At 43.7% G+C, this 19,428-nt stretch carries 12 protein-coding genes and 1 pseudogene; 5 read left to right on the top strand and 8 right to left on the bottom strand.

Annotation, left to right across the window (positions count from 1 at the left end; genetic code table 11):
- Window positions 1–5 precede the first annotated feature (5 nt).
- The gene (locus F9K23_15705) at window positions 6–830 is read right to left on the bottom strand and encodes a hypothetical protein (GenBank protein ID KAB2913913.1); all 825 of its coding nucleotides are present in this window, start codon (window positions 828–830) and stop codon (window positions 6–8) included.
- 419 nt (window positions 831–1,249) lie between these two features.
- Between F9K23_15705 and alaS the strand changes: the two genes are divergently transcribed.
- Window positions 1,250–3,937, top strand: a complete 2,688-nt coding sequence (gene alaS / locus F9K23_15700; GenBank protein ID KAB2913912.1) for an alanine--tRNA ligase — start codon at window positions 1,250–1,252, stop codon at window positions 3,935–3,937.
- A 522-nt stretch (window positions 3,938–4,459) separates the two neighbouring features.
- Here alaS and mntH read toward each other — a convergent pair.
- From mntH to F9K23_15675, 5 genes are all read right to left on the bottom strand, one after another.
- The gene (gene mntH, locus F9K23_15695; protein KAB2913911.1) at window positions 4,460–6,343 is read right to left on the bottom strand and encodes an Mn(2+) uptake NRAMP transporter MntH; all 1,884 of its coding nucleotides are present in this window, start codon (window positions 6,341–6,343) and stop codon (window positions 4,460–4,462) included.
- The gene (locus tag F9K23_15690) at window positions 6,340–7,002 is read right to left on the bottom strand and encodes a metal-dependent transcriptional regulator (protein KAB2913910.1); all 663 of its coding nucleotides are present in this window, start codon (window positions 7,000–7,002) and stop codon (window positions 6,340–6,342) included. The genes mntH and F9K23_15690 overlap by 4 nt, the downstream gene beginning before the upstream one ends.
- 26 nt (window positions 7,003–7,028) lie before the next feature.
- Window positions 7,029–8,405 carry an AAA family ATPase gene (locus tag F9K23_15685; protein KAB2913909.1) on the bottom strand — a complete coding sequence of 459 codons (1,377 nt, stop codon included), beginning with the start codon at window positions 8,403–8,405 and terminating at the stop codon, window positions 7,029–7,031.
- 89 nt (window positions 8,406–8,494) lie between these two features.
- Complete coding sequence (gene recG / locus F9K23_15680) at window positions 8,495–10,597, bottom strand: ATP-dependent DNA helicase RecG (GenBank protein KAB2913908.1); 2,103 nt, start codon at window positions 10,595–10,597, stop codon at window positions 8,495–8,497.
- A gap of 226 nt (window positions 10,598–10,823) precedes the next feature.
- Window positions 10,824–12,623 carry a TonB-dependent receptor gene (locus tag F9K23_15675; protein ID KAB2913907.1) on the bottom strand — a complete coding sequence of 600 codons (1,800 nt, stop codon included), beginning with the start codon at window positions 12,621–12,623 and terminating at the stop codon, window positions 10,824–10,826.
- Window positions 12,624–12,745: 122 nt separating this feature from the next.
- On the opposite strand from F9K23_15675, the pseudogene F9K23_15670 reads away from it, so the two are divergent.
- From F9K23_15670 to F9K23_15655, 4 genes and pseudogenes are all read left to right on the top strand, one after another.
- Window positions 12,746–13,275 (top strand): annotated as a pseudogene (locus F9K23_15670) (adenine phosphoribosyltransferase).
- A gap of 120 nt (window positions 13,276–13,395) precedes the next feature.
- Entirely contained in the window at window positions 13,396–14,544 is a 1,149-nt protein-coding gene (locus F9K23_15665) for an OmpA family protein (GenBank protein KAB2913906.1), read from the top strand.
- A 17-nt stretch (window positions 14,545–14,561) separates the two neighbouring features.
- Entirely contained in the window at window positions 14,562–15,629 is a 1,068-nt protein-coding gene (locus F9K23_15660; protein KAB2913905.1) for an OmpA family protein, read from the top strand.
- Window positions 15,630–15,669: 40 nt separating this feature from the next.
- Window positions 15,670–17,631, top strand: coding sequence for a T9SS type A sorting domain-containing protein (locus tag F9K23_15655; protein KAB2913904.1), 1,962 nt, complete (start codon window positions 15,670–15,672; stop codon window positions 17,629–17,631).
- Between the two features lie 70 nt (window positions 17,632–17,701).
- Here F9K23_15655 and F9K23_15650 read toward each other — a convergent pair whose 3' ends face one another.
- The gene (locus F9K23_15650; GenBank protein KAB2913903.1) at window positions 17,702–18,595 is read right to left on the bottom strand and encodes a ParB/RepB/Spo0J family partition protein; all 894 of its coding nucleotides are present in this window, start codon (window positions 18,593–18,595) and stop codon (window positions 17,702–17,704) included.
- Window positions 18,592–19,398, bottom strand: coding sequence for a ParA family protein (locus F9K23_15645; protein ID KAB2913902.1), 807 nt, complete (start codon window positions 19,396–19,398; stop codon window positions 18,592–18,594). The genes F9K23_15650 and F9K23_15645 overlap by 4 nt, the downstream gene beginning before the upstream one ends.
- Between the last annotated feature and the right edge of the window lie 30 nt (window positions 19,399–19,428).

Below are 19,428 nucleotides of genomic sequence, written 5' to 3'. Positions count from 1 at the left end.
AGCAATTAATTACCCGAAGGTTTTGTTGGAGTGGTTTTTACCGATGGGCACAGGTATAGTTTCACATCGTCGATAAAATAGTATGCCAGGTGACTAACGCCTGTACTTTCCTCATCGTACTCAATAGCCACATCTTCATCTGTTATTACTGGCGTTCCTTCAGGCGTTAAAGCGGGCTTTTCCTTCATCTCCTCAATAATAGTTTCGGCATGATTAAAGAAATTACCCAGCGTAAGGTACCTGTACGCCGAATCGGCCAGAAAACCCAACTCAATACGCATCCATTGGGTAGTATTTTTCACCACCTGCGATACATTTACCTGCGGTTTCTTAAAAATAGGCGTGCAACTGGTGTTTTCAGGACTTCCCGTAGTAAACAAAGCCCCTATATTATTGGTAGCATACAAACTGTTTGCCCCCAACGCCACATAAAACTCTAAACAATACATATTACCGGGGGTTAAAGCCTCAGTAAGCTCCACACTAAGGTATTCGTGCCACTCATTAGGCTGGCAGCCCCCATCGGGCGAGTAATTAATAAACCCCACCATCACACTGCCCGAGTGCGGTAACATAAACCCTTCGCCTGTATTAGGCGTACGTGCCCAGCAATCACTATCAGCATAATTGCTCATCACATCGGTAGTAGTAGCAATGGGCGTAAACCAATCGTACAGGTAATCGTTAATATTTCCGTCGTCAACCAACCAACTGCACGGAAAATCTTTAACCGTATTGGTTTCAAAATCACCGTTGGGCACTAAGTTTACCTGCGCCCCAATTAGTTGTGGTGTTACAATAAAAACAGCAAGTAATACACGGATTATCAAAAGGATTTCTTTTATGGTATAACGTAATTACCGTCCCCTGTTATTGTTATCGGTGCAGTATATTTTATTTATAGCCACCCGATTAACTACCTACAAGTTACGATTTTTTATCCAAACAATCAAAAGGACGTTTATTCCATTCCTCCCCCTAAACCCTACTCAGTCAAGCTCAGTACAAGCTCTAAAAGGGACTTTACGAACGACGGGCGTGTGCAGCAGCCATCCTGAGCCTGCCGAAGGAGTGCGGCTGCCAAACACTCATCCTTGCCTCATAGCTCAACACTTCTTCGGCCAAAACAAAAATCAGGGGGTGAGTCAAGCCGGCCGTCAGCTTTTTTGCATTCTTGCAAATCAGCCTTCTCACAACTCACAAATTCCCTTATTTTTGCGCCTTCGCAGTAAACGCATAAATAGCACCAATGAACGCGCAACAAATTAGGCAGCAGTTTTTAGATTTTTTTGAAAGCAAAGGACACAAAATTGTCCCATCGGCACCTCTTGTAATTAAAAACGACCCTACCCTGATGTTTACCAACGCGGGGATGAACCAGTTTAAAGATTACTTTTTGGGCAATCAACAAGCCCCTAACAAACGGGTGGCCGATACTCAAAAATGCCTGCGCGTAAGCGGTAAACACAACGACTTGGAGGATGTGGGCCACGATACCTACCACCACACCATGTTTGAAATGCTGGGCAACTGGAGTTTTGGTGATTATTTTAAAGAAGAGGCCATTGCGTGGGCGTGGGAACTGCTTACCGAAGTGTACAAACTGGACAAAGACCGCTTGTACGTAACCGTATTTGAAGGTGATGCAAAAGAAAACCTTGCTTTTGACCAAGAGGCTTACGATTGTTGGAAAAAATACATTGCCGAAGACCGTATTTTACACGGTAACAAAAAAGATAACTTTTGGGAAATGGGCGATACAGGTCCTTGTGGTCCGTGTAGCGAGATACATGTTGATTTGCGCCCCGATAGCGAACGTCAAACCGTTGACGGTAAAACACTGGTGAATAACGACCACCCGCAGGTGATTGAAATTTGGAACAACGTGTTTATGCAGTACAACCGCATGGCCGATAGCAGCCTGCAACCTCTGCCCGATAAACACGTTGACACAGGGATGGGCTTTGAGCGTTTGGTGCGCGCTATTGAAGGTAAAACCAGCAACTACGACAGCACAGTGTTTATGCCCTTGATAAACAAGGTTGAAGCACTTAGCGGAATAAAATACGTTGGCGGCGACCCTGCTGCCATACCCGGCGGAAGCCCCAAAACCGATATTGCCATCCGTGTTATTGTTGACCATATACGTGCTGTGGCTTTTACCATTGCCGACGGTCAACTACCGAGCAGCGGCGGCGCAGGCTATGTAATACGCCGCATTTTGCGCCGTGCCGTGCGTTATGGCTTTAGTTTCCTTAACCTTAAAGAACCCTTCTTTAACCAATTAGTACCCGTACTGGCGCAGGAATTCGGCGGTATATTCCCCGAAATACGCCAGCAACAAGAATTTGTGCAAAAAGTTGTGTTGGAAGAAGAAATCAGCTTTTTGAGGACCTTGGAGAATGGGTTGAAGTTGATAAATATTATTATTAATGTAAAGGAATCCGCTGATGCTGATTTAAACTTACAAAACATTAGCAATATAATTTCTAGTGATAGTGCCTTCAAACTTTATGATACGTATGGTTTTCCAATAGACTTAACCCAACTTATCGCTAAAGAAAATGGTTGGGCGGTAGATATTGTTGGTTTTGAAACACTTCTCCAACAACAAAAAGACCGTTCTCGTAAAGCTGCCGAAACTACCAAAGACGACTGGGTTGAGCTAATACCTAATGTGGAACCCGTTTTTGTTGGATATGATGAATTGATGAGCGAAGCTAAAATAGCCCGTTACCGCAAGGTATCAGCCAAAAACAAGGAGTTTTTCCAGTTAGTGTTGGATAAAACTCCCTTCTATGCTGAAAGCGGCGGACAGGTGGGTGATACCGGTTACCTGCAAAGTGCCAACGAGAAAATAAACATCGTTGATACGCAAAAAGAAAACAACTTAATCATACACATCACCGACCGTTTGCCCGAAAACCCCGAAGCGGTGTTTGAGGCAAAAGTAGATGCTAATCGTCGCGTTTTAATAGCTGATAATCACAGTGCTACGCATTTGTTACACGCGGCTTTAAAACGTGTTTTGGGCGACCATGTGAACCAAAAAGGTAGCTTGGTAGGCCCTGATTACCTGCGTTTTGACTTCTCTCATTTTGCGAAAATGACCGATGAGGAAGTGGCTTCGGTTGAACGTATGGTGAACCAAAAAATACGTGAAAACATTGTATTGAACGAGCAACGCAATATCCCCATTGCTGAGGCACAAGCACAAGGTGCTACTGCTTTGTTTGGCGAAAAATACGGCGATACCGTGCGTGTTATCACCTTTGATAAAAACTATAGCATGGAGTTGTGTGGTGGTACCCACGTACCTGCCACAGGACAAATAGGGTACTTTAAAATTACTGCTGAAACTTCGGTGGCTGCGGGTGTACGCCGTATAGAGGCCATTACGGCCAATAAAGCCGAGGAGTTTATTAACCAACAAGTTACTCTGGTTGAAGAAGCCAAAGCCTTGTTGAACAATGCCAAAGACCTTAAAAAAGGCATAGAAACCCTACTGAACGAAAAAGCCGAGTTACAAAAACGTTTAGAGGCTCTTGAAAATGCCCAAGTACAACAGGTAAAAGCCGAGTTGAAGCAAAAAGTTGAAGCTGTAAACGGTCTTAACTTCATAGCCCAACGCGTTAGCATTGGCAGCGCAGAGGCCATTAAAAACCTTGCGTTTGCCCTTCGCGGTGAGATAGACAACCTGTTTTTGGTACTTACTGCTGAAATTGGCGGTAAACCCAATATTACCGTGATGATTAGCGATAATTTGGTAAAAGATAAAGGGTTTGATGCCGGTAAAATAATCCGTGAACTAGCCAAGCTGGTAAAAGGCGGCGGTGGCGGACAGCCTTTCTATGCTACCGCAGGCGGCAGCGATGTAAGCGGCTTAGGCGCAGTACTTGATGCAGCCAAAAACCACGCAAGTACAGCAACTGCATAATCTATTGTGATGCTGAAACACGTTCAGCATCACATAGGTAGTCATCTCGAATAGCAATAGCCAACTGCACTCCTTCGACAGGCTCAGGATGGGCAACAGCACATACGATCGTCTATCGTCATTGCTTCAAAACCGCTTTTGGGTTTTGAAGCAATCCGTTTGACACCTCCCTTAGTCTCTCCTTACCAACCCGCAAGCCTACCCTAGGAGGGAACCGCCGCACTTACCCGTCGTTGGGGAAAGTCCCCTTTAGGAGATTTAGGGGTAAGATTGCTTCGGGAGACCTCGCAATGATGAGGGGGCTTTCTTTTTTAGAATTTAGCTATTGCAGCCGCACCCTTCGACAGGCTCAGGGCAACCGCACTTGCGCTCCTATCGTCATTGCGAAAAACCGCTTTTGGGTTTTGAAGCAATCCGTTTGAACACCCCTCTTTACTAACCTCACAAGCTATAGCGAAGGAGGGAAACCTCAGCACACGCTCGTCGTTCGTAAAGTCCCCTTTAGGGGATTTAGGGGTGAGATTACTTCCTTACCACCAACACGGGGATTTTAACGTTGTGGCGCACTGTATCTACGGTAGCCCCAAACAAAATGTCTTTAAACGTTTTATGGCCGTGTCCGCCCATAACAATTAAATCGGCGGCAGAGTTGTTTACAATCTCTGAGATTGCTTTGGCTGGATTACCATATCCAATGCTTACTTCGGCACTATACCCCAGCGATTGCAGGTGGGCGCAATAGCTGTTCAGGTTATTAATATCCTCGCCCGTTTCCAAATCTTCAATGTCTTCGCCCATTACGCTGGCTCCCGCACTTTCTACAATGTGTATCAGGGTGTAAGCCGCTGTTTTTCCGCCTTGCGAAATAGCGTTTTCAATCGCCACTTTATCCATGTCTGAGAAATCAATGGTAACGGCAATGTTCTTGTAGGTTTTCAGTTGCAAATCACCCAATTCAAGGGCTTTTCCGTGCGGTACGGTGGCTTTGAGTGTTTTAGCGGTTTTAAACAACGGGCTAAAGGTGATATACAGCAGCAAAATACCCGCTGCAATTACTAAGGGCAGCACAAATAAATAAATGTAAACAGCATTGCTGCCTGCGCTTTCTATCCAGCCGTTTAGTTCGTTAATTACCAGTTTAACGTTCAATCCTACGATAATGGCGGCTGCCACCCATGCCGAAATTTTTACCCAAGGCTTAATTACAAACTCGCCCATTTTGGTTTTATCGCTCACAAAATGGATAAGGGGAATGATGGCAAATCCTAATTGTAAACTTAGTATTACCTGACTTAATATCAATAATTTACCCAACTCTGCTTCACCAAAATATACAATAGTAAAAACAGCGGGGATAATGGCGATTAAGCGGGTAAGTATTCGGCGCAACCAAGGACGGATGCGCAGGTTCAAATATCCTTCCATTACAATTTGTCCGGCCAGTGTGCCTGTAATGGTACTGCTTTGTCCGGCGGCAATCAGTGCAATGGCAAACAGGGCAGGGGCAGCCGTCCCGAAGATATTGGTAAGCAGTAAGTGAGCGTCTTGTATCTCGGCTACATCGTGCAGGCCTCGTTTGTAAAAGGCCGCAGCTGCTAAAATAAGAATGGCCGCATTGACAAACAGTGCAAGGTTAAGGGCTACCGCCGAATCAATAAAATTGAAACGTATGGCTTTTTTCAGTCCGCCATCGGCACGGTTAAACCTGCGGGTTTGTACTAACGATGAGTGTAGGTACAGGTTGTGCGGCATCACCGTAGCTCCTATAATACCAATGGCAATGTACAATGCGCTGCTGTTGGGCAATGAGGGGATAAACCCGCGTACCAATTCGGAGGCGTTGGGTTTCACTATCAGCATCTCGATAAAAAACGAAACCCCGATAATGGCAATCATGCTCACGATAAAGGCTTCCATTTTGCGTATGCCTTTGTTAATGAGGAATAACAGTAAGAAGGTATCGGCAAGGGTGATAATTACCCCTGTAAGCAAGTCGATTTTAAACAAGAGTTGTAATCCTATGGCCATCCCGATTACTTCGGCTAAATCACAGGCGGCAATGGCTACCTCGGCCAATATATACAGGGGGATGTTGATGAATTTGGGGTACGTATGCCTGCTGGCCTGCGCCAAATCAAGCCCTCTTACTAATCCCAAACGGGCACTAAGGCTTTGCAATAGTATAGCCATCAGGTTGCTCATCAGCAGCACCCAAATTAGGGCGTAGCCAAACTGACTGCCGCCTGCCAAATCAGTGGCCCAGTTGCCGGGATCCATATAGCCTACGCTTACCAAGTAGGCGGGGCCTAAAAATGCCAATAGGGTTTTCCAAAATCCGCGTTTATGAGGCACGGCCACACTTCCGTGTACTTCGCTGAGTGATTTTGAGGTAGTATGCTGTGTCATACCTTGGTTACAAAAAGATGTTGTGCTACTTCTTTGCTGATTTGCAGGCTGCGTTTGCCCGATATTTTCACCGACATTGAACCGTCGAACTCAAAACGTTCTTCTACTTCAAACGGCAGTCCTAAGGTAATTTCAAGTTTATCCAAGTATTTCAAAAAGCTGGTGTCTTCGTCGCTGGCACCGCTGATAGTGTATTTTGTACCCACTTTTGCATCGGCCACACATATCTGCATTTCTTTAGGAAATTCTCCTTTTTTATTGGGGATAGGGTCGCCGTGCGGGTCGTTTTGTGGGTAACCTAAAAAGTCGTCCAAGCGGTCAATCAATAAATCGCTTTGTATATGCTCCAGTTGTTCGGCTACATCGTGCACTTCGTCCCACCTGAATTTTAGTTTGTTGCATAAAAACACTTCCCACAAGCGGTGTTTACGGATAATGGTAACCGCTACGTACCTGCCGGCAGGGGTGAGGGTTACGCCTTTGTACTTTTCGTAGTTCACCAATCCTTTTTCCGATAGTTTGCGCAACATATCGGTAACCGATGCTGCTTTGGTTTCAAGCTCTTCGGCAATACCGTTGGTACTAACTTCGCTGCCACCGTCGCGCTGCGAAAGTTTAAAGATTGCCTTCAGGTAGTTTTCTTCGGTAAAACTAAACATGCGGCAAATATAAAATAAATTTTAGACTAATCTAAAAATAGAGTCGTTTTTAGATATTGCTCAAGTACCTTGGGGTTGTATAGCCTGTTGCTACCATCATTAAGTAGTGTGGAGTTTTGATCAAATTCTTCAACTTTCAATATGCGGCCATTATCATCCAGAATCTCAATTTTAAGGCTATTAATAATATCAACTCGTAATAAATGACGGAAAAAGAATTGCCACATTGAAATCGCTCTATTGGTGATGCCCCCAACGCCAAGTTTTAATTCCAATTGTTTTGGGACATTATACGTGTTTCCATAATACAAAGGGTCATTATTGACGATGATGTCGTTATAATATCTTGTTAGATAATAGAAAAGGTGTGGAGCTTTAAGTCTAATGGACTCAATTAGAATTAAATCCTCATAGTCAATATTGTCTTTAAGAAAAGATTTCATAAGATTAACTGAATTTGCAACCCTAATGCAATCACGTGGACAATCGAATAAATAATGGGTAATGATGTTTAATTGTCTATGGAAATTTGTTATAAGTACATTGCTTGATATTCCTAATTTTTCTCTGAAATAGTTATCCATCAAATGACCGTCAATTTGTGGAACACGCAAGGGTACATCGATGATTTTTTCTATGTAATGAAACCCATCATAATCAGAGCCTCCCGCGAAGTTATCTTTAATAGATTTTGCCACCATTTCATCATCAAAGGATAGCACGTAAATGATGTTTTTGAAATCCGCAATTAGCCGAACAGTTTTGAAAAGCATATACACTTCGCTTTTACTTAATCTATCGATATCGTCAATAAACACTACAATTGGATTCGCTAAAGACCTTAAAACATCATTTATTTGTTCTTTAACGTGGTATACGGTTTCTTTTTTGTCAATGTCTTTTAACGCAGCTTCACTAATGCTTTGTAAATTAACACCAAGTGTTGTTTGTATATGCGATAAAAAACCTCCCAACTTTATATCAGCCTTAATGCCTTTAGTAAAATGAAGAAGGTATTTTGCAATCCCCTTAACCAATTTTTTTCTTTTCCTTGCATCACTGGTTCCGCTTATAGATGCGACAAGAGTCTCAAACAAATGCTTAACCAAATCATCCTCATTGTTATACATCCAAGGATTGAACTGGGCTGTATAAAAAGAGTGTTTTAGTTTATTTTCTACACAACGGATAATGCTCGTTTTACCATATCCCCATTTTCCATAAATGCCTATTGTTAGAGGGTCTTTTAAATTACGATATTCAATTTTACCGTCCTTGTTTACTTCGGTTGCTTGGCTATTAATAAAGTCAGCAACAACATTTATAAATGACGTTCGTCCGAGTTTGTCTTCATCAATGATACTAATAGCATCACTTTTGTATAAATCAATTTCTTTGCGCATGAAAGCAATTTTTGGATAAAAATAACTAATAATAAGCGCAGTAGAAATAACAAGAATTCAAGATGTCAACATTAATCGACTTAGTAGGATTAACTCACCCTGCTCCAATTCACCCCGTCTTTGCGGCGGCTTTGCAAGAAATGAAGCAAGGGGCGGTGTTGGGGTAGTTGCAGGTGCATATCGGCTTCTATCAGCTTTTCGGCTGAGTGGCGAGTAATGGTTACCAGCTCTTTATCAGTACTCAGGTCGGTAAGTTTCAAATCGGCAATACCGCTTTGGCGCACACCTTCAATGTCACCGGGGCCGCGCAGTTGCAAATCCACTTCGGCAATCTCAAAACCATTGGTAGTGCGTACCATGGTTTCTAAGCGTTTACGGGCATCGTGACTAAGTTTGTGACTGGTCATCAAAATGCAATAGCTTTGTTCTGCACCGCGCCCCACACGTCCGCGTAACTGGTGCAACTGACTTAGCCCGAAACGTTCGGCACTTTCAATTACCATCACGCTGGCGTTGGGTACGTCTACACCCACTTCAATAACAGTAGTGGCAACCATTATTTGAGTTTCGCCGCGCTTAAACCGCTGCATTTCAAACTCTTTGGCATCGGGTTTCATTTGCCCGTGTACAATGCTCACTTGGTATTTTGGTGCCGGAAACGCCCTTGTAACCGATTCAAAACCGTCCATCAGGTTTTTATAATCCAGCTTTTCGCTTTCTTCGATCAAGGGGTATACAATGTAGGCTTGGCGGCCTTTGGCAATTTCTTCTTCAATAAACCCAAACACCCGCAAACGGTTGTTGTCGTATCGGTGGGCAGTGTTAATGGGCTTACGCCCCACGGGCATTTCATCAATAATACTGGTGTCCAAATCACCGTAGACAGTCATAGCCAGCGTTCGGGGAATGGGTGTTGCTGTCATTACCAATACGTGGGGCATACTGAGGCTTTTGTTCCACAATTTTGCACGTTGCTGCACGCCAAAACGGTGTTGCTCATCAATAATGGTAAGACCTAAGTTGTTAAACTTCACTTTGTCTTCAATCAAAGCGTGGGTACCTACCAATATGTGCAGGGTGCCGTTTTCAAGGGCGGCCAGCATCTCTTTGCGGGCTTTTTGTGGTGTACTGCCCGTTAGCAGGGCGGTATTCAGTCCCAAATCTTCGGCAAACTTGCGGATGTTGTTATAATGCTGCTGCGCTAATATTTCAGTAGGTGCCATCATGCAGGCTTGTGTGCCGTTATCAATGGCTATCAGCATGCACATAAACCCAACTACGGTTTTGCCGCTGCCTACATCGCCTTGCAGCAGTCGGTTCATTTGCTTGCCGCTGCCCATATCCTGCCGTATTTCTTTTACTACCCGTTTTTGGGCATTGGTAAGGTCAAACGGCAATACTTCGTTATAAAACGTATTAAAATAATGCCCCACCTTGCTAAACACAATACCGGGCACATCTTTACGACGCATTCCGCGTATGCGCAGCATTTTCAGTTGTAAAAAGAAAAGCTCTTCAAATTTCAGCCTGAATTGGGCTTTCCGTTGGTCGTTATCGTTAGTGGGGAAGTGGATGTTTTGAAACGCCGTATGTCGGTCAATTAGCCTGAATTCAGAGAGAATATCGGGCGGCAATATTTCCTCCATTTTAAACGCACGGTCATTCATCAGTACTTTAATGGCCTTCATAAGCCCCCTGCTGTCCAATCCCTTCCGTTTAAGTATCTCGGTAGTGCTGTACACCGGCTGAAATCCTGCGTTCCCTTCGGCCAAAAACTCCGAAGCGTCTTCCAGTTCGGGGTGAACGATGTTTAGCTTGCCCATAAACTCGTTGGGTTTGCCAAACAACACGTACTCCTTGCCGGGTCGCACGTATTTTTCAATCCAGTTAATGCCTTTAAACCATACTACTTCCATAAAGCCCGTACCGTCCGTAAACAAGGCTTTCAATCGCTTGGCTTGTTTCTCACCTTCAGTAGTAAAGGATGAAAACCTGCCTTTTACCTGTATGTGGGCAAAATCGCCTTTCAGCTCACCGATTTTATAGATGTGGCTGCGGTCGACATAACGGAAGGGGAAGTGGTTTAATAAATCGCCGTAGGTAAATATGCCCAGTTCTTTCTTTAGGGTATCGGCTTTTTGAGGCCCGATGCCTTTAAGGTATTCAATAGAAGTGTCTAAAAACTGCGGCACAATGCAATGTTAAGAATTTAATGGAACTAACTCAACTTATACAACGTATTAGAATGCGATAAAAGCAGCAAAGGCATTAAGACACAATTTGTTGCTGCCTCGGAAGTGAGTTTTATTGTTTTGCCACGACAGGTTAAAACCTGTCGCTTTTGTGATTACCTCTTGTGAAGGACTTAAGTCCTTCACAAGATGGTAATTGTAAGAGCGGGGGTTTTCAAACCCCTTATTACATCAAATTAATCTTTACACCGCCCCAAACCCAACGGCCGGGCATGGGCACAAAGCCCGCTTCGGTGTATTTAGTTGCTGTGATGTTGTTTACATCAACAAACACGCTGTGTTTACCCATTTTGTATTCGGCACGGGCATCCAACAAGTGGTAGGCACCCATGTTCAAACGTTCGGTATAGCGGTAGCCGGGGGTAATAAACAGATTTTTTACAGGCGATACTGTAAAGCGTGCTTGTAACTGATTTTTAATGTAGTTAAATGCGTAACGGCTGATATATCCCGCGGGTAATTTCAGCGAGGCTTCAATGGCGGTATAGTTGATGGTAATTTGTTTTATAGGCCCGACATTTTGTACCGATGCTTCGGCTTCTATTCCCTCAAAAACAACTTTGTGGAAGTTTTGGGGCTGGTAGGCGGCTGTCGGGGTTTCTTTTACCCAATCAATCAAGTTGTCCGATTGACGGTGAAAAACACCTGCTTGTGCAAACCAACGACCTTTACCGTATTTAACGCCCGCTTCGCTGTTCCAAGCTTGTTCGGGCTTCAAATCGGGGTTGCCGATGTTGCTGGGGCCTTTGTAGTACAAATCGGTATAGGTAGGTACGCGGTAGCTTTTGTTGGTGTTGGCGTAAGCCGTAAAGTAGCGCAAAAACTGTTTTGATACGTCGATACCGGGGAATGCCTGCCAGTTGTAGGTGCTTACGTAGTTAACGTTTACACCGGGATTGATAATAAACCCGTACACATTAAAGTGGTGTTCAAGGTGCAGGTTGTAGAAATTGCGTTTACGCTGGCCTAAATTGGTGCTGTATATTTCATCTTGTCGGGCATCTACTCCAAAACCTGTGATACCCAGCTTTGATTGATACGTGCCTTGCACTTCTGCATTTAGCACGTGGGTATGGTGGCGGTTTTGAAACGTTTCGGGCTTTAGACGAATGTAGATGTAATGGTCGTTGTTATAACGCCAGCTTACCGACCCGTTTAGGGTAAGGTTTTTATGTTTGTACCCCACTTTTGCGTAGGTGAGCAAGGTGTTGGTTTTTTCGTACTCGGTTGAGTTTAAAACGTAGTAGCCGGCTGCACCCATGTTGCGTTGTGAGCCGTTGGCCATAAAGTCAAAAGTTGTTTTGTCGTTCAGTTGGTGAGATAGTTTGTACAACAAACTGGCATTGCCAAAATCATTGCCCGGCCTGTAGCCCGATGAAAGGGTGTAGCCACCGGTAAGCATTTGATGCGTTTTCGAGTTTCCCATAGCAAGGCTTACATCCGCTCCGCCAAAACCGTAATCGCCCCCGAATAGTTTTGCTGAAACCGATTTGCCCTCAGTTTTCTTAGTTACAATGTTAATTACTCCACCAAACGCATTAGCACCGTAAATTTTAGCACCACCGCTGCGTATCACCTCAATACGTTCAATGTAGTCCACATTCAACGGAAGGTTCATCAAATGGTGGCCGGTTTGAGGGTCAATCACCTTCACCCCGTCAATCAAAACAAGGGTTTGGTCAAAGTTGCCGCCGCGCATACCAATATCGGCTTGTGAGCCGTTGGGGCCTCGTTGGCGAACATCAATACCGCCAACATAGCTTAGCAATCCGCTTACTGATTGAACAGGCAGATTGCTGATTTCTTTCGCACTGATAACTGATATGCTGTGCGCTGCCTGCGACAAGGGGACTTGAATGCGGGCGGCGGATACCGTTACCTCTGCTACTGAAACAGTAGTGTCTTTTTGGGCAAAAAGGCTGCTAAAGCAGCACAAAGTACCCACTAAGAGAGTTGTTTTTTTCATTATGTGTGTTTTAAAAAAAAGCGCGGCGAAAATATGAACCCATCTGATACGGCTTTCCACAATCTTGGTTTGGAGGGTATACCACCTATTGTGTATTTTTGGAAAAGCCCGAATAAAGCGCAATGGAACTACAGGAACAAATCAAATCGGTAATCAGGGATGTGCCTGATTTTCCCGAAGTTGGGATACTATTTAAAGACATTACCCCCGTTTTACAAAAACCACAGTTGTGTAGCGAAATGCTTGATTATTTGGCAGAGCAATGTGCAAAACTTAATGTGGATGCGGTAGCTGCTATTGAAAGCAGGGGATTTATGTTCGGGTTTCCGTTGGCCTTGCGTTTAGGCGTTCCGTTTATACCCATTCGCAAGAAGGGGAAATTACCTTATGATGTTGTAAGTCATGATTATACGCTTGAGTACGGCACGGCTTCCATAGAAGCTCATACAGATGCCATAGAAGCGGGAGCGAGGGTATTGATTCACGATGATTTATGGCTACCGGAGGCACAGCAGGTGCTGCTGCCGAATTGATACACAAACTGGGGGGTACTGTAGCAGGGTTTAGCTTTTTAATTGAGCTTGAATTTTTAGGCGGCAGAAACAAACTGTCGGCATATACACCCAGTATCACCACATTGATAGGGTACTAATCAATAAATTAGGTACTTACAAAAGCAGATTTTCTACATTTTGAAGCTAAGGAACCATGCCTGTTAATTTTTTTGTATCAAATATATGCAAGTACGATTATAGTACTAAACAATACGTTAATGCGTTTTAGTATGAATAACGACCTGCTTTTGTCAAAATTAGTACTCATATTATTTCTGCTGAATATCACCGCAGCGGTTGCACAGCCCAATCCTAAGCCCCTGTATAGTAAGCAGGTGTTTTTTGAGTTTAATAAATGGGATATCCGTGCTGAAGATGAAAAGACATTACTTACCGTAGTAAAGGCAATTAAAGCCCAGAAAGAGCCGTATTACATTAATCTTACAGGCCATACCGACAATGTTGACAACAACAAGTATAACTACGAGTTGGGGTTGAAACGTGCGCGCGAAGTAGCTGCCTTTTTGATAAAACGCGGTGCCGATAGTACTAAAATACACTTGTTTAGCAAAGGTGAGGAGTCGGTAAAAAACGATAATTCAACCGACTCGTTGCGAATGCTGAACCGCAGGGTTGAAATACAGCTGTTCAAAGAATCTACTGAAATTACTTCTACTGTAATAGAAAAGCCATCGACAACTGACACAGCAAGTGCTACCATGCAAGTGGTAATGGTAGATTCAGCTACCAGAGTCACTATCAAAGGGCAGTTATTAGTAACTAATAAAATAAGTGCAGCATCTCAGGTATTGATGGATACTTCTACTTTCAGAACACTCATAAAGAGTGGAGATGCCTTTGAAATATCATTCTCAGCAAAAGGCTACCGCACCCGCATCATCACCTATAGCTTCACCACTGATTTTATAAAGCAGAACAAAAACGCCATAAAAGTCTTCATTGTTAAACTTCAAAAAGCTAAGGTAAAGAGCAAAAAAAGCTTTGAAAAGATATATTTTTACGGCAACGAGGCGCGGTTTTTACCATCGTCGGACCCTGAGCTTAAAAGGTTGTTGGCATGGTCAAAATCAGCAGGGGTGAGTGCAATCGAGATAGTCGGACACGTAAACTATCCTTATCATTACAACCAAAACGATACAGGGATGATGCAGCACAACTTCAAACTATCGTATGATAGGGCGCGGGCGGTGTATGATTATTTGGTTGAAAACGGCGTGCCGGCCAATGTGATAACGTACAAAGGAGTGGGAAATACCGAGATGAAATTCCCGATGACGTATGAAGAAAGCGAAATGCAACAAAACCGAAGGGTAGAGGTATTGATATTAGAAGAACAAAAGAATTGAGAATCGTTGTACATATAATGCTGTTACTGCTTTGGGTACCGCTTTGGGCACAGAACGGCAAACCTGTGTACACACGGCAAGTGTATTTTGAATTCGGCAAATACGACTTACGTCCCGATGATAATAAAACATTTACGGCATTCCTCAAGGCTGTAAAAGCCCAAGGAGAAGGGTATAGTATTACATTAATAGGACATACTGATTTAATTGATAATGATAACTTTAATTCAAAGTTAGGGTTTAATAGAGCCAAAGCTGTTAAGGAGTTCTTAATTACCAAAGGCGTACCTGCTACTACTATTAAAATCGAATCAAAAGGTGAGAAATTAGCCCAACAAACAAAGGTTACTGATTCCATTAGGGCACTCAACCGTAAAGTTGAAATGGCTTTGTATGCCGGAAAAGGCGTAACATCTACCACTAATGGCCAAACTGCCGAAATAAAACTAGGTGGTCATATTTACGATGCTGAGACTAAAAAACTCATAAAAGCCACAATATCAGTAACTATTAAAAATCCCAGAGAGGTAGACAGGGATAAGATTAAAACCTACAAACAAGCCGATGAATACGAGCAGGTGGCTATTGCCGAAAGGACTTATAGTGTATATGTAACTGCTGATGGGTATCGTGCTGAAAATTATTTTATTACTATTCCTGCTAATCAAAAAAGCGGAACGATAATTCAGGATGCGTACCTCAAAAAACTTACCATTAAGCGCAGGCTCAGTTATGAGAAAATTTACTTTGTACCTAATAAGGATGAGTTTTTACCGACGGCTGCCGACGAGCTTGAAAAGCTGCTGAAGTTTATGCAGCACGATAGTACCATAAACATTGAGATTAGGGGACATATTAACTATCCTAAAAACCGCACCCCTATGACCCCGTTGGATGAATTCTTGTTTTACGACCTTTCTTTACGCAGGGCGATTGCGGTTTACAATCATCTTACTACAAACGGCATTAGAGCCGAACGTATGAGCTACCGAGGCATGAGCAATAGCGAAATGGTAATGCCCTACGCCCGCACCTTAGAAGAAAGCATGCGAAATATGCGGGTAGAAGTGTTAGTTTTGAACTAATCACTCACTTGAGTGTACAGTCTCTCCAAAACAACTTTGCATGAAAAAACTATTGTGCTTACTGTGTACTCTTTCTATTGTTATATCGGCCAAATCGCAGCATTTCGAATGGGCTGCCAGTATGGGGAAAGCCCAAACCGAGACATTATCAGCCGTTACTGATGCCGAAGGAAACATCACAATGGCATTGTCGTGGCTGGCAAATGGATTAAACCACGTGAAGTACGAAGAAATGTACTGTGTGTTTGATGCCTTTGGCGACACGCTTCGTTTAGAGAAAAGAAACCCAGCTATGTTGGTAATCGTTCAGTTTAATAAGCAGGGGAAGCTTAATTGGCATAAGTCTATTATTGGGCAAAGGAATGATTATGTAGCCGAAACAGCCTTTTTAACCTGCAACAAAAATGGCGACGTATCATTTTTTATGAATGCGGGAGGGTATTATTACGTGAGTGATTGGGCGTTTGAGTCGTTTTTAGAGGACGGTGATTACAAACGAAACGAAGCCACACCAAGTACAATTGGTGATGATGCAGATAAAGATTACGATGCTTTGCAGGACCAGTGGCGGGAAGAGTGGGAAGGGACTATTCAGGTTGATTTTACCAAAGCGGGTAAACTAAAACGTTTATCGCGCATTTTTTCTCACAATGATGTTGAGTTACAAAACGTTGTGGCCGATGCAAAAGGCGGAAATATACTGAGCGGGTTTGTATCTGAAAAATCAATCACAATCGGTAAAACAACCATTAGCGGCCTTACCGCCGGAGCGACCGTAATTATCAAAACGGATAGCATGGGCACGGTAAGTTGGGTGCAACCCATTAAATACTTGGCAAAAGGCTGCTGTACCATATACGATTCTAAATTAACGCAAGCTCCCAACGGTACGATTTTTCTTGCGGGAAGAAGCAATTACGGAATAGAGTTTACCAACGGCAAAAAAGAAGAGTTTGAGACAAAACCTGAGCATACACAATTCAACCCGCCATCGGCTGCGTTTATAACGGCGTTAGCCCCCGATGGTAAATACCTGTGGCACAAGCTGTCGTTCGGAAACAGTCACATCACTGCATTACTGGCTTCAAACGATAATGTGTATGTGAGCGGTGTTATTGGTACTAAAGCCGAAGTGTTTGAAAATAAAGCCGATACCGCTGTGGCCAAGCGGTCATTTATTATGGCTTTAGCGGCAAAAACAGGCAAAACGGTTTGGTTGCAAAGCAATACCGGCAATGGTTTTGTTTCGCTAACCAGCGATAATCAAGGCAATGTATACGGTTTAGGCAAGTACGAAGCCTACCGTTACGGCTATCCTTACGATAAACCCGCGTATTTTCATACCGACACCTTGCGCAGTCGTTGGAGCTCGTTAATTGTAGCCAGCTACGATGCCAAAGGCAATTACCGTTGGGTAAAGAGTACCACATCGGTGTTGTTTGAAAACTCACATTACTACCGTTTGTTCAACGATGGTTGCAATAACCTATTCGTTGCCGGTTCGGCATTTGCAGGACTTAAAATACCTACCCAATACCTTGACGGCGCTTTTATGAAAGGCGAAGCCTATGGAAGCATGGCTTACATCACCAAAATAAAAAACAACGTTAACAAGTTAGACACGAACGTTATTGCCTCTGATAGCAGCAAAAAGCAAGACAATGTATTATTTGCCTACCGCGAAGTGCAAGGAGACGCGATAAAAGGGCAAACAGGCTGTTCAGTTAGTCCCGGACCTTGGACACTTACCGTGTTCCCAAACCCCTTTAGTGCCGATGCTACGGTGAAAATAAGCACTACTTACAACGATGATAATGTGAGCGTATTGGTATTTGACCTGAAAGGCCAACTGCTGGGCACGTTATTAAACGCACAAAAACTTGAAAAAGGCACGTATGAGTATCCGCTCAATGCTTCGTCGCTAAACCTGCAATGGGGCACGTATTTAATAGTGCTGAGGGGCAGTGCTACTATACTTAGCGAGCGGGTTATTTACAAATAACAATCTTTACCGGCATGCAATAAAAAAGGCGGGTTGATCCCGCCTTTTTGTTTATTAGTTTACAGGTTACTTATAGTAATTCAAGAATACGGGCAAGCTCTGTTTCGTTATCAAACGGAATAACCAGTTCACCTTTGCCTTTGCCTTTTGATTTCAGCTTCACTTTCACGTTTAGCTTATCGCTTAGGTTTCCGGTGTAGGTTTCATAGCCCATAATAGCCACTTTTTTAGGCGCCGCTTTTTCGGTAGTCTTAGGTGCAGCGTTATTTTTGGTATGCCTTGCCAGTTCCTCAGTATCACGTACTGATAAACCCTCGTCGATAATGCGGTTAAACACCAGCATTTGTTCGTCGGCATCCTCAATGTTTATAATAGCGCGGGCATGACCCATGCTTAGCTTATTGTCGCGTATTCCGGCTTGTATATCATCGGGTAAGCGCAACAAACGCAGGTAATTGTTTACCGTGCTGCGTTGCTTTCCTACACGCTCACCAACCTCGTCAAGTTTCAAGTTGCACTCATCCATTAAGCGTTGGTAGCTCAATGCCACTTCTATCGAGTTCAGGTCTTGGCGTTGAATATTTTCAATCAAAGCCATTTCCAACATCTCTTGGTCGTTGGCCACCCTTACATACGCAGGTATGCTGGTTAAGCCCGCCAAAATAGATGCCTTGGTGCGGCGTTCACCGCTGATAATCTGATAGCGGTCTTCGTTAATGTTGATGCGCCTAACGGTAATAGGCTGTATTACGCCGTGTACCCTGATAGATTCGGCCAATTCTTCCAATTGCTCTTGGTCAAAGTGCAAACGGGGCTGGAAAGGGTTGGCCTCAATCTGGCTGATTAAAATATTTGAAATTCCCCCGCCTGCGCGCGGGCTTGCAAGGGCTGCGGCTACGTCATCACTTTTCAGCAATGCCGATAAACCTTTACCCAATGCGTTTCGCTTCGGTGTACTCATTATTCGTTGCTCAGTATTTTATCTTCTTCGGCTATACGGGTCAACCCGTTCTTTTGCATAATCTCACGGGCAAGGTTCAAATAATTGATACTACCCTTGCTCTCTGCGTCGTAATGGATAACAGGTTTGCCATGACCCGGAGCCTCGCTTACACGGGCGTTACGTTGTATAATGGTATCAAATACCAATTGTTGGAAGTGCATTTTCACCTCTTCAACCACTTGATTGCTCAAACGTAAGCGGCTGTCGTACATGGTTAGCAAAATACCTTCAATCTCAAGGTTCGGGTTTAGTTGTGTCTGGATAATTTTTATCGTATTCAACAATTTACCCAAGCCTTCCAATGCAAAAAACTCACATTGTACGGGGATAATCACCGAATCAGAGGCAGTTAACGAGTTGGTGGTAATCAAACCCAGCGAAGGAGAACAGTCGATAATGATAAAATCATAATCGGGGCGTATTTTCTCAAAAACACGCTTCATCATGCGCTCGCGGTTGGGTAAATCAACAATCTCAATCTCCGCACCCACAAGGTCAATGTTTGACGGAAGCAGGTCTAAGTAGTCAATATCCGTTTTCAATATCACCTCTTTAGGTGCCATATCGTGGATAATGCACTCGTACAAACCTGTTTTTATAATGGTGGGGTCAAAACCAAGCCCTGAAGTAGAGTTGGCCTGAGGGTCACCGTCCACCAGCAATACCTTCTTTTCCAAAGCAGCTAAACTGGCCGAAAGGTTAATAGCTGTTGTGGTTTTGCCCACACCACCTTTCTGGTTCACTATCGAAATAATTTTTGCCATTCTGTGTGTTCCTATTTTAGATTAAAAAAG

This window comes from Bacteroidota bacterium (assembly GCA_008933805.1).
GTDB lineage: Bacteria > Bacteroidota > Bacteroidia > UBA8524 > UBA8524 > SB11.
Note: the sequence above shows the minus strand (reverse complement) of the source record. Positions and strands in the feature narration are given on the sequence as shown.

What these genes read in the sequence shown, in the direction of transcription:
- alaS (KAB2913912.1), top strand. Translation starts at nt 1,250, where the DNA reads ATGAACGCGCAACAAATTAGGCAGCAGTTTTTAGATTTTTTTGAAAGC.
- mntH (KAB2913911.1), bottom strand. Translation starts at nt 6,343, where the DNA reads ATGACACAGCATACTACCTCAAAATCACTCAGCGAAGTACACGGAAGT.
- F9K23_15690 (KAB2913910.1), bottom strand. Translation starts at nt 7,002, where the DNA reads ATGTTTAGTTTTACCGAAGAAAACTACCTGAAGGCAATCTTTAAACTT.
- F9K23_15685 (KAB2913909.1), bottom strand. Translation starts at nt 8,405, where the DNA reads ATGCGCAAAGAAATTGATTTATACAAAAGTGATGCTATTAGTATCATT.
- F9K23_15675 (KAB2913907.1), bottom strand. Translation starts at nt 12,623, where the DNA reads ATGAAAAAAACAACTCTCTTAGTGGGTACTTTGTGCTGCTTTAGCAGC.
- F9K23_15665 (KAB2913906.1), top strand. Translation starts at nt 13,396, where the DNA reads ATGCGTTTTAGTATGAATAACGACCTGCTTTTGTCAAAATTAGTACTC.
- F9K23_15660 (KAB2913905.1), top strand. Translation starts at nt 14,562, where the DNA reads ATGCTGTTACTGCTTTGGGTACCGCTTTGGGCACAGAACGGCAAACCT.
- F9K23_15655 (KAB2913904.1), top strand. Translation starts at nt 15,670, where the DNA reads ATGAAAAAACTATTGTGCTTACTGTGTACTCTTTCTATTGTTATATCG.
- F9K23_15645 (KAB2913902.1), bottom strand. Translation starts at nt 19,398, where the DNA reads ATGGCAAAAATTATTTCGATAGTGAACCAGAAAGGTGGTGTGGGCAAA.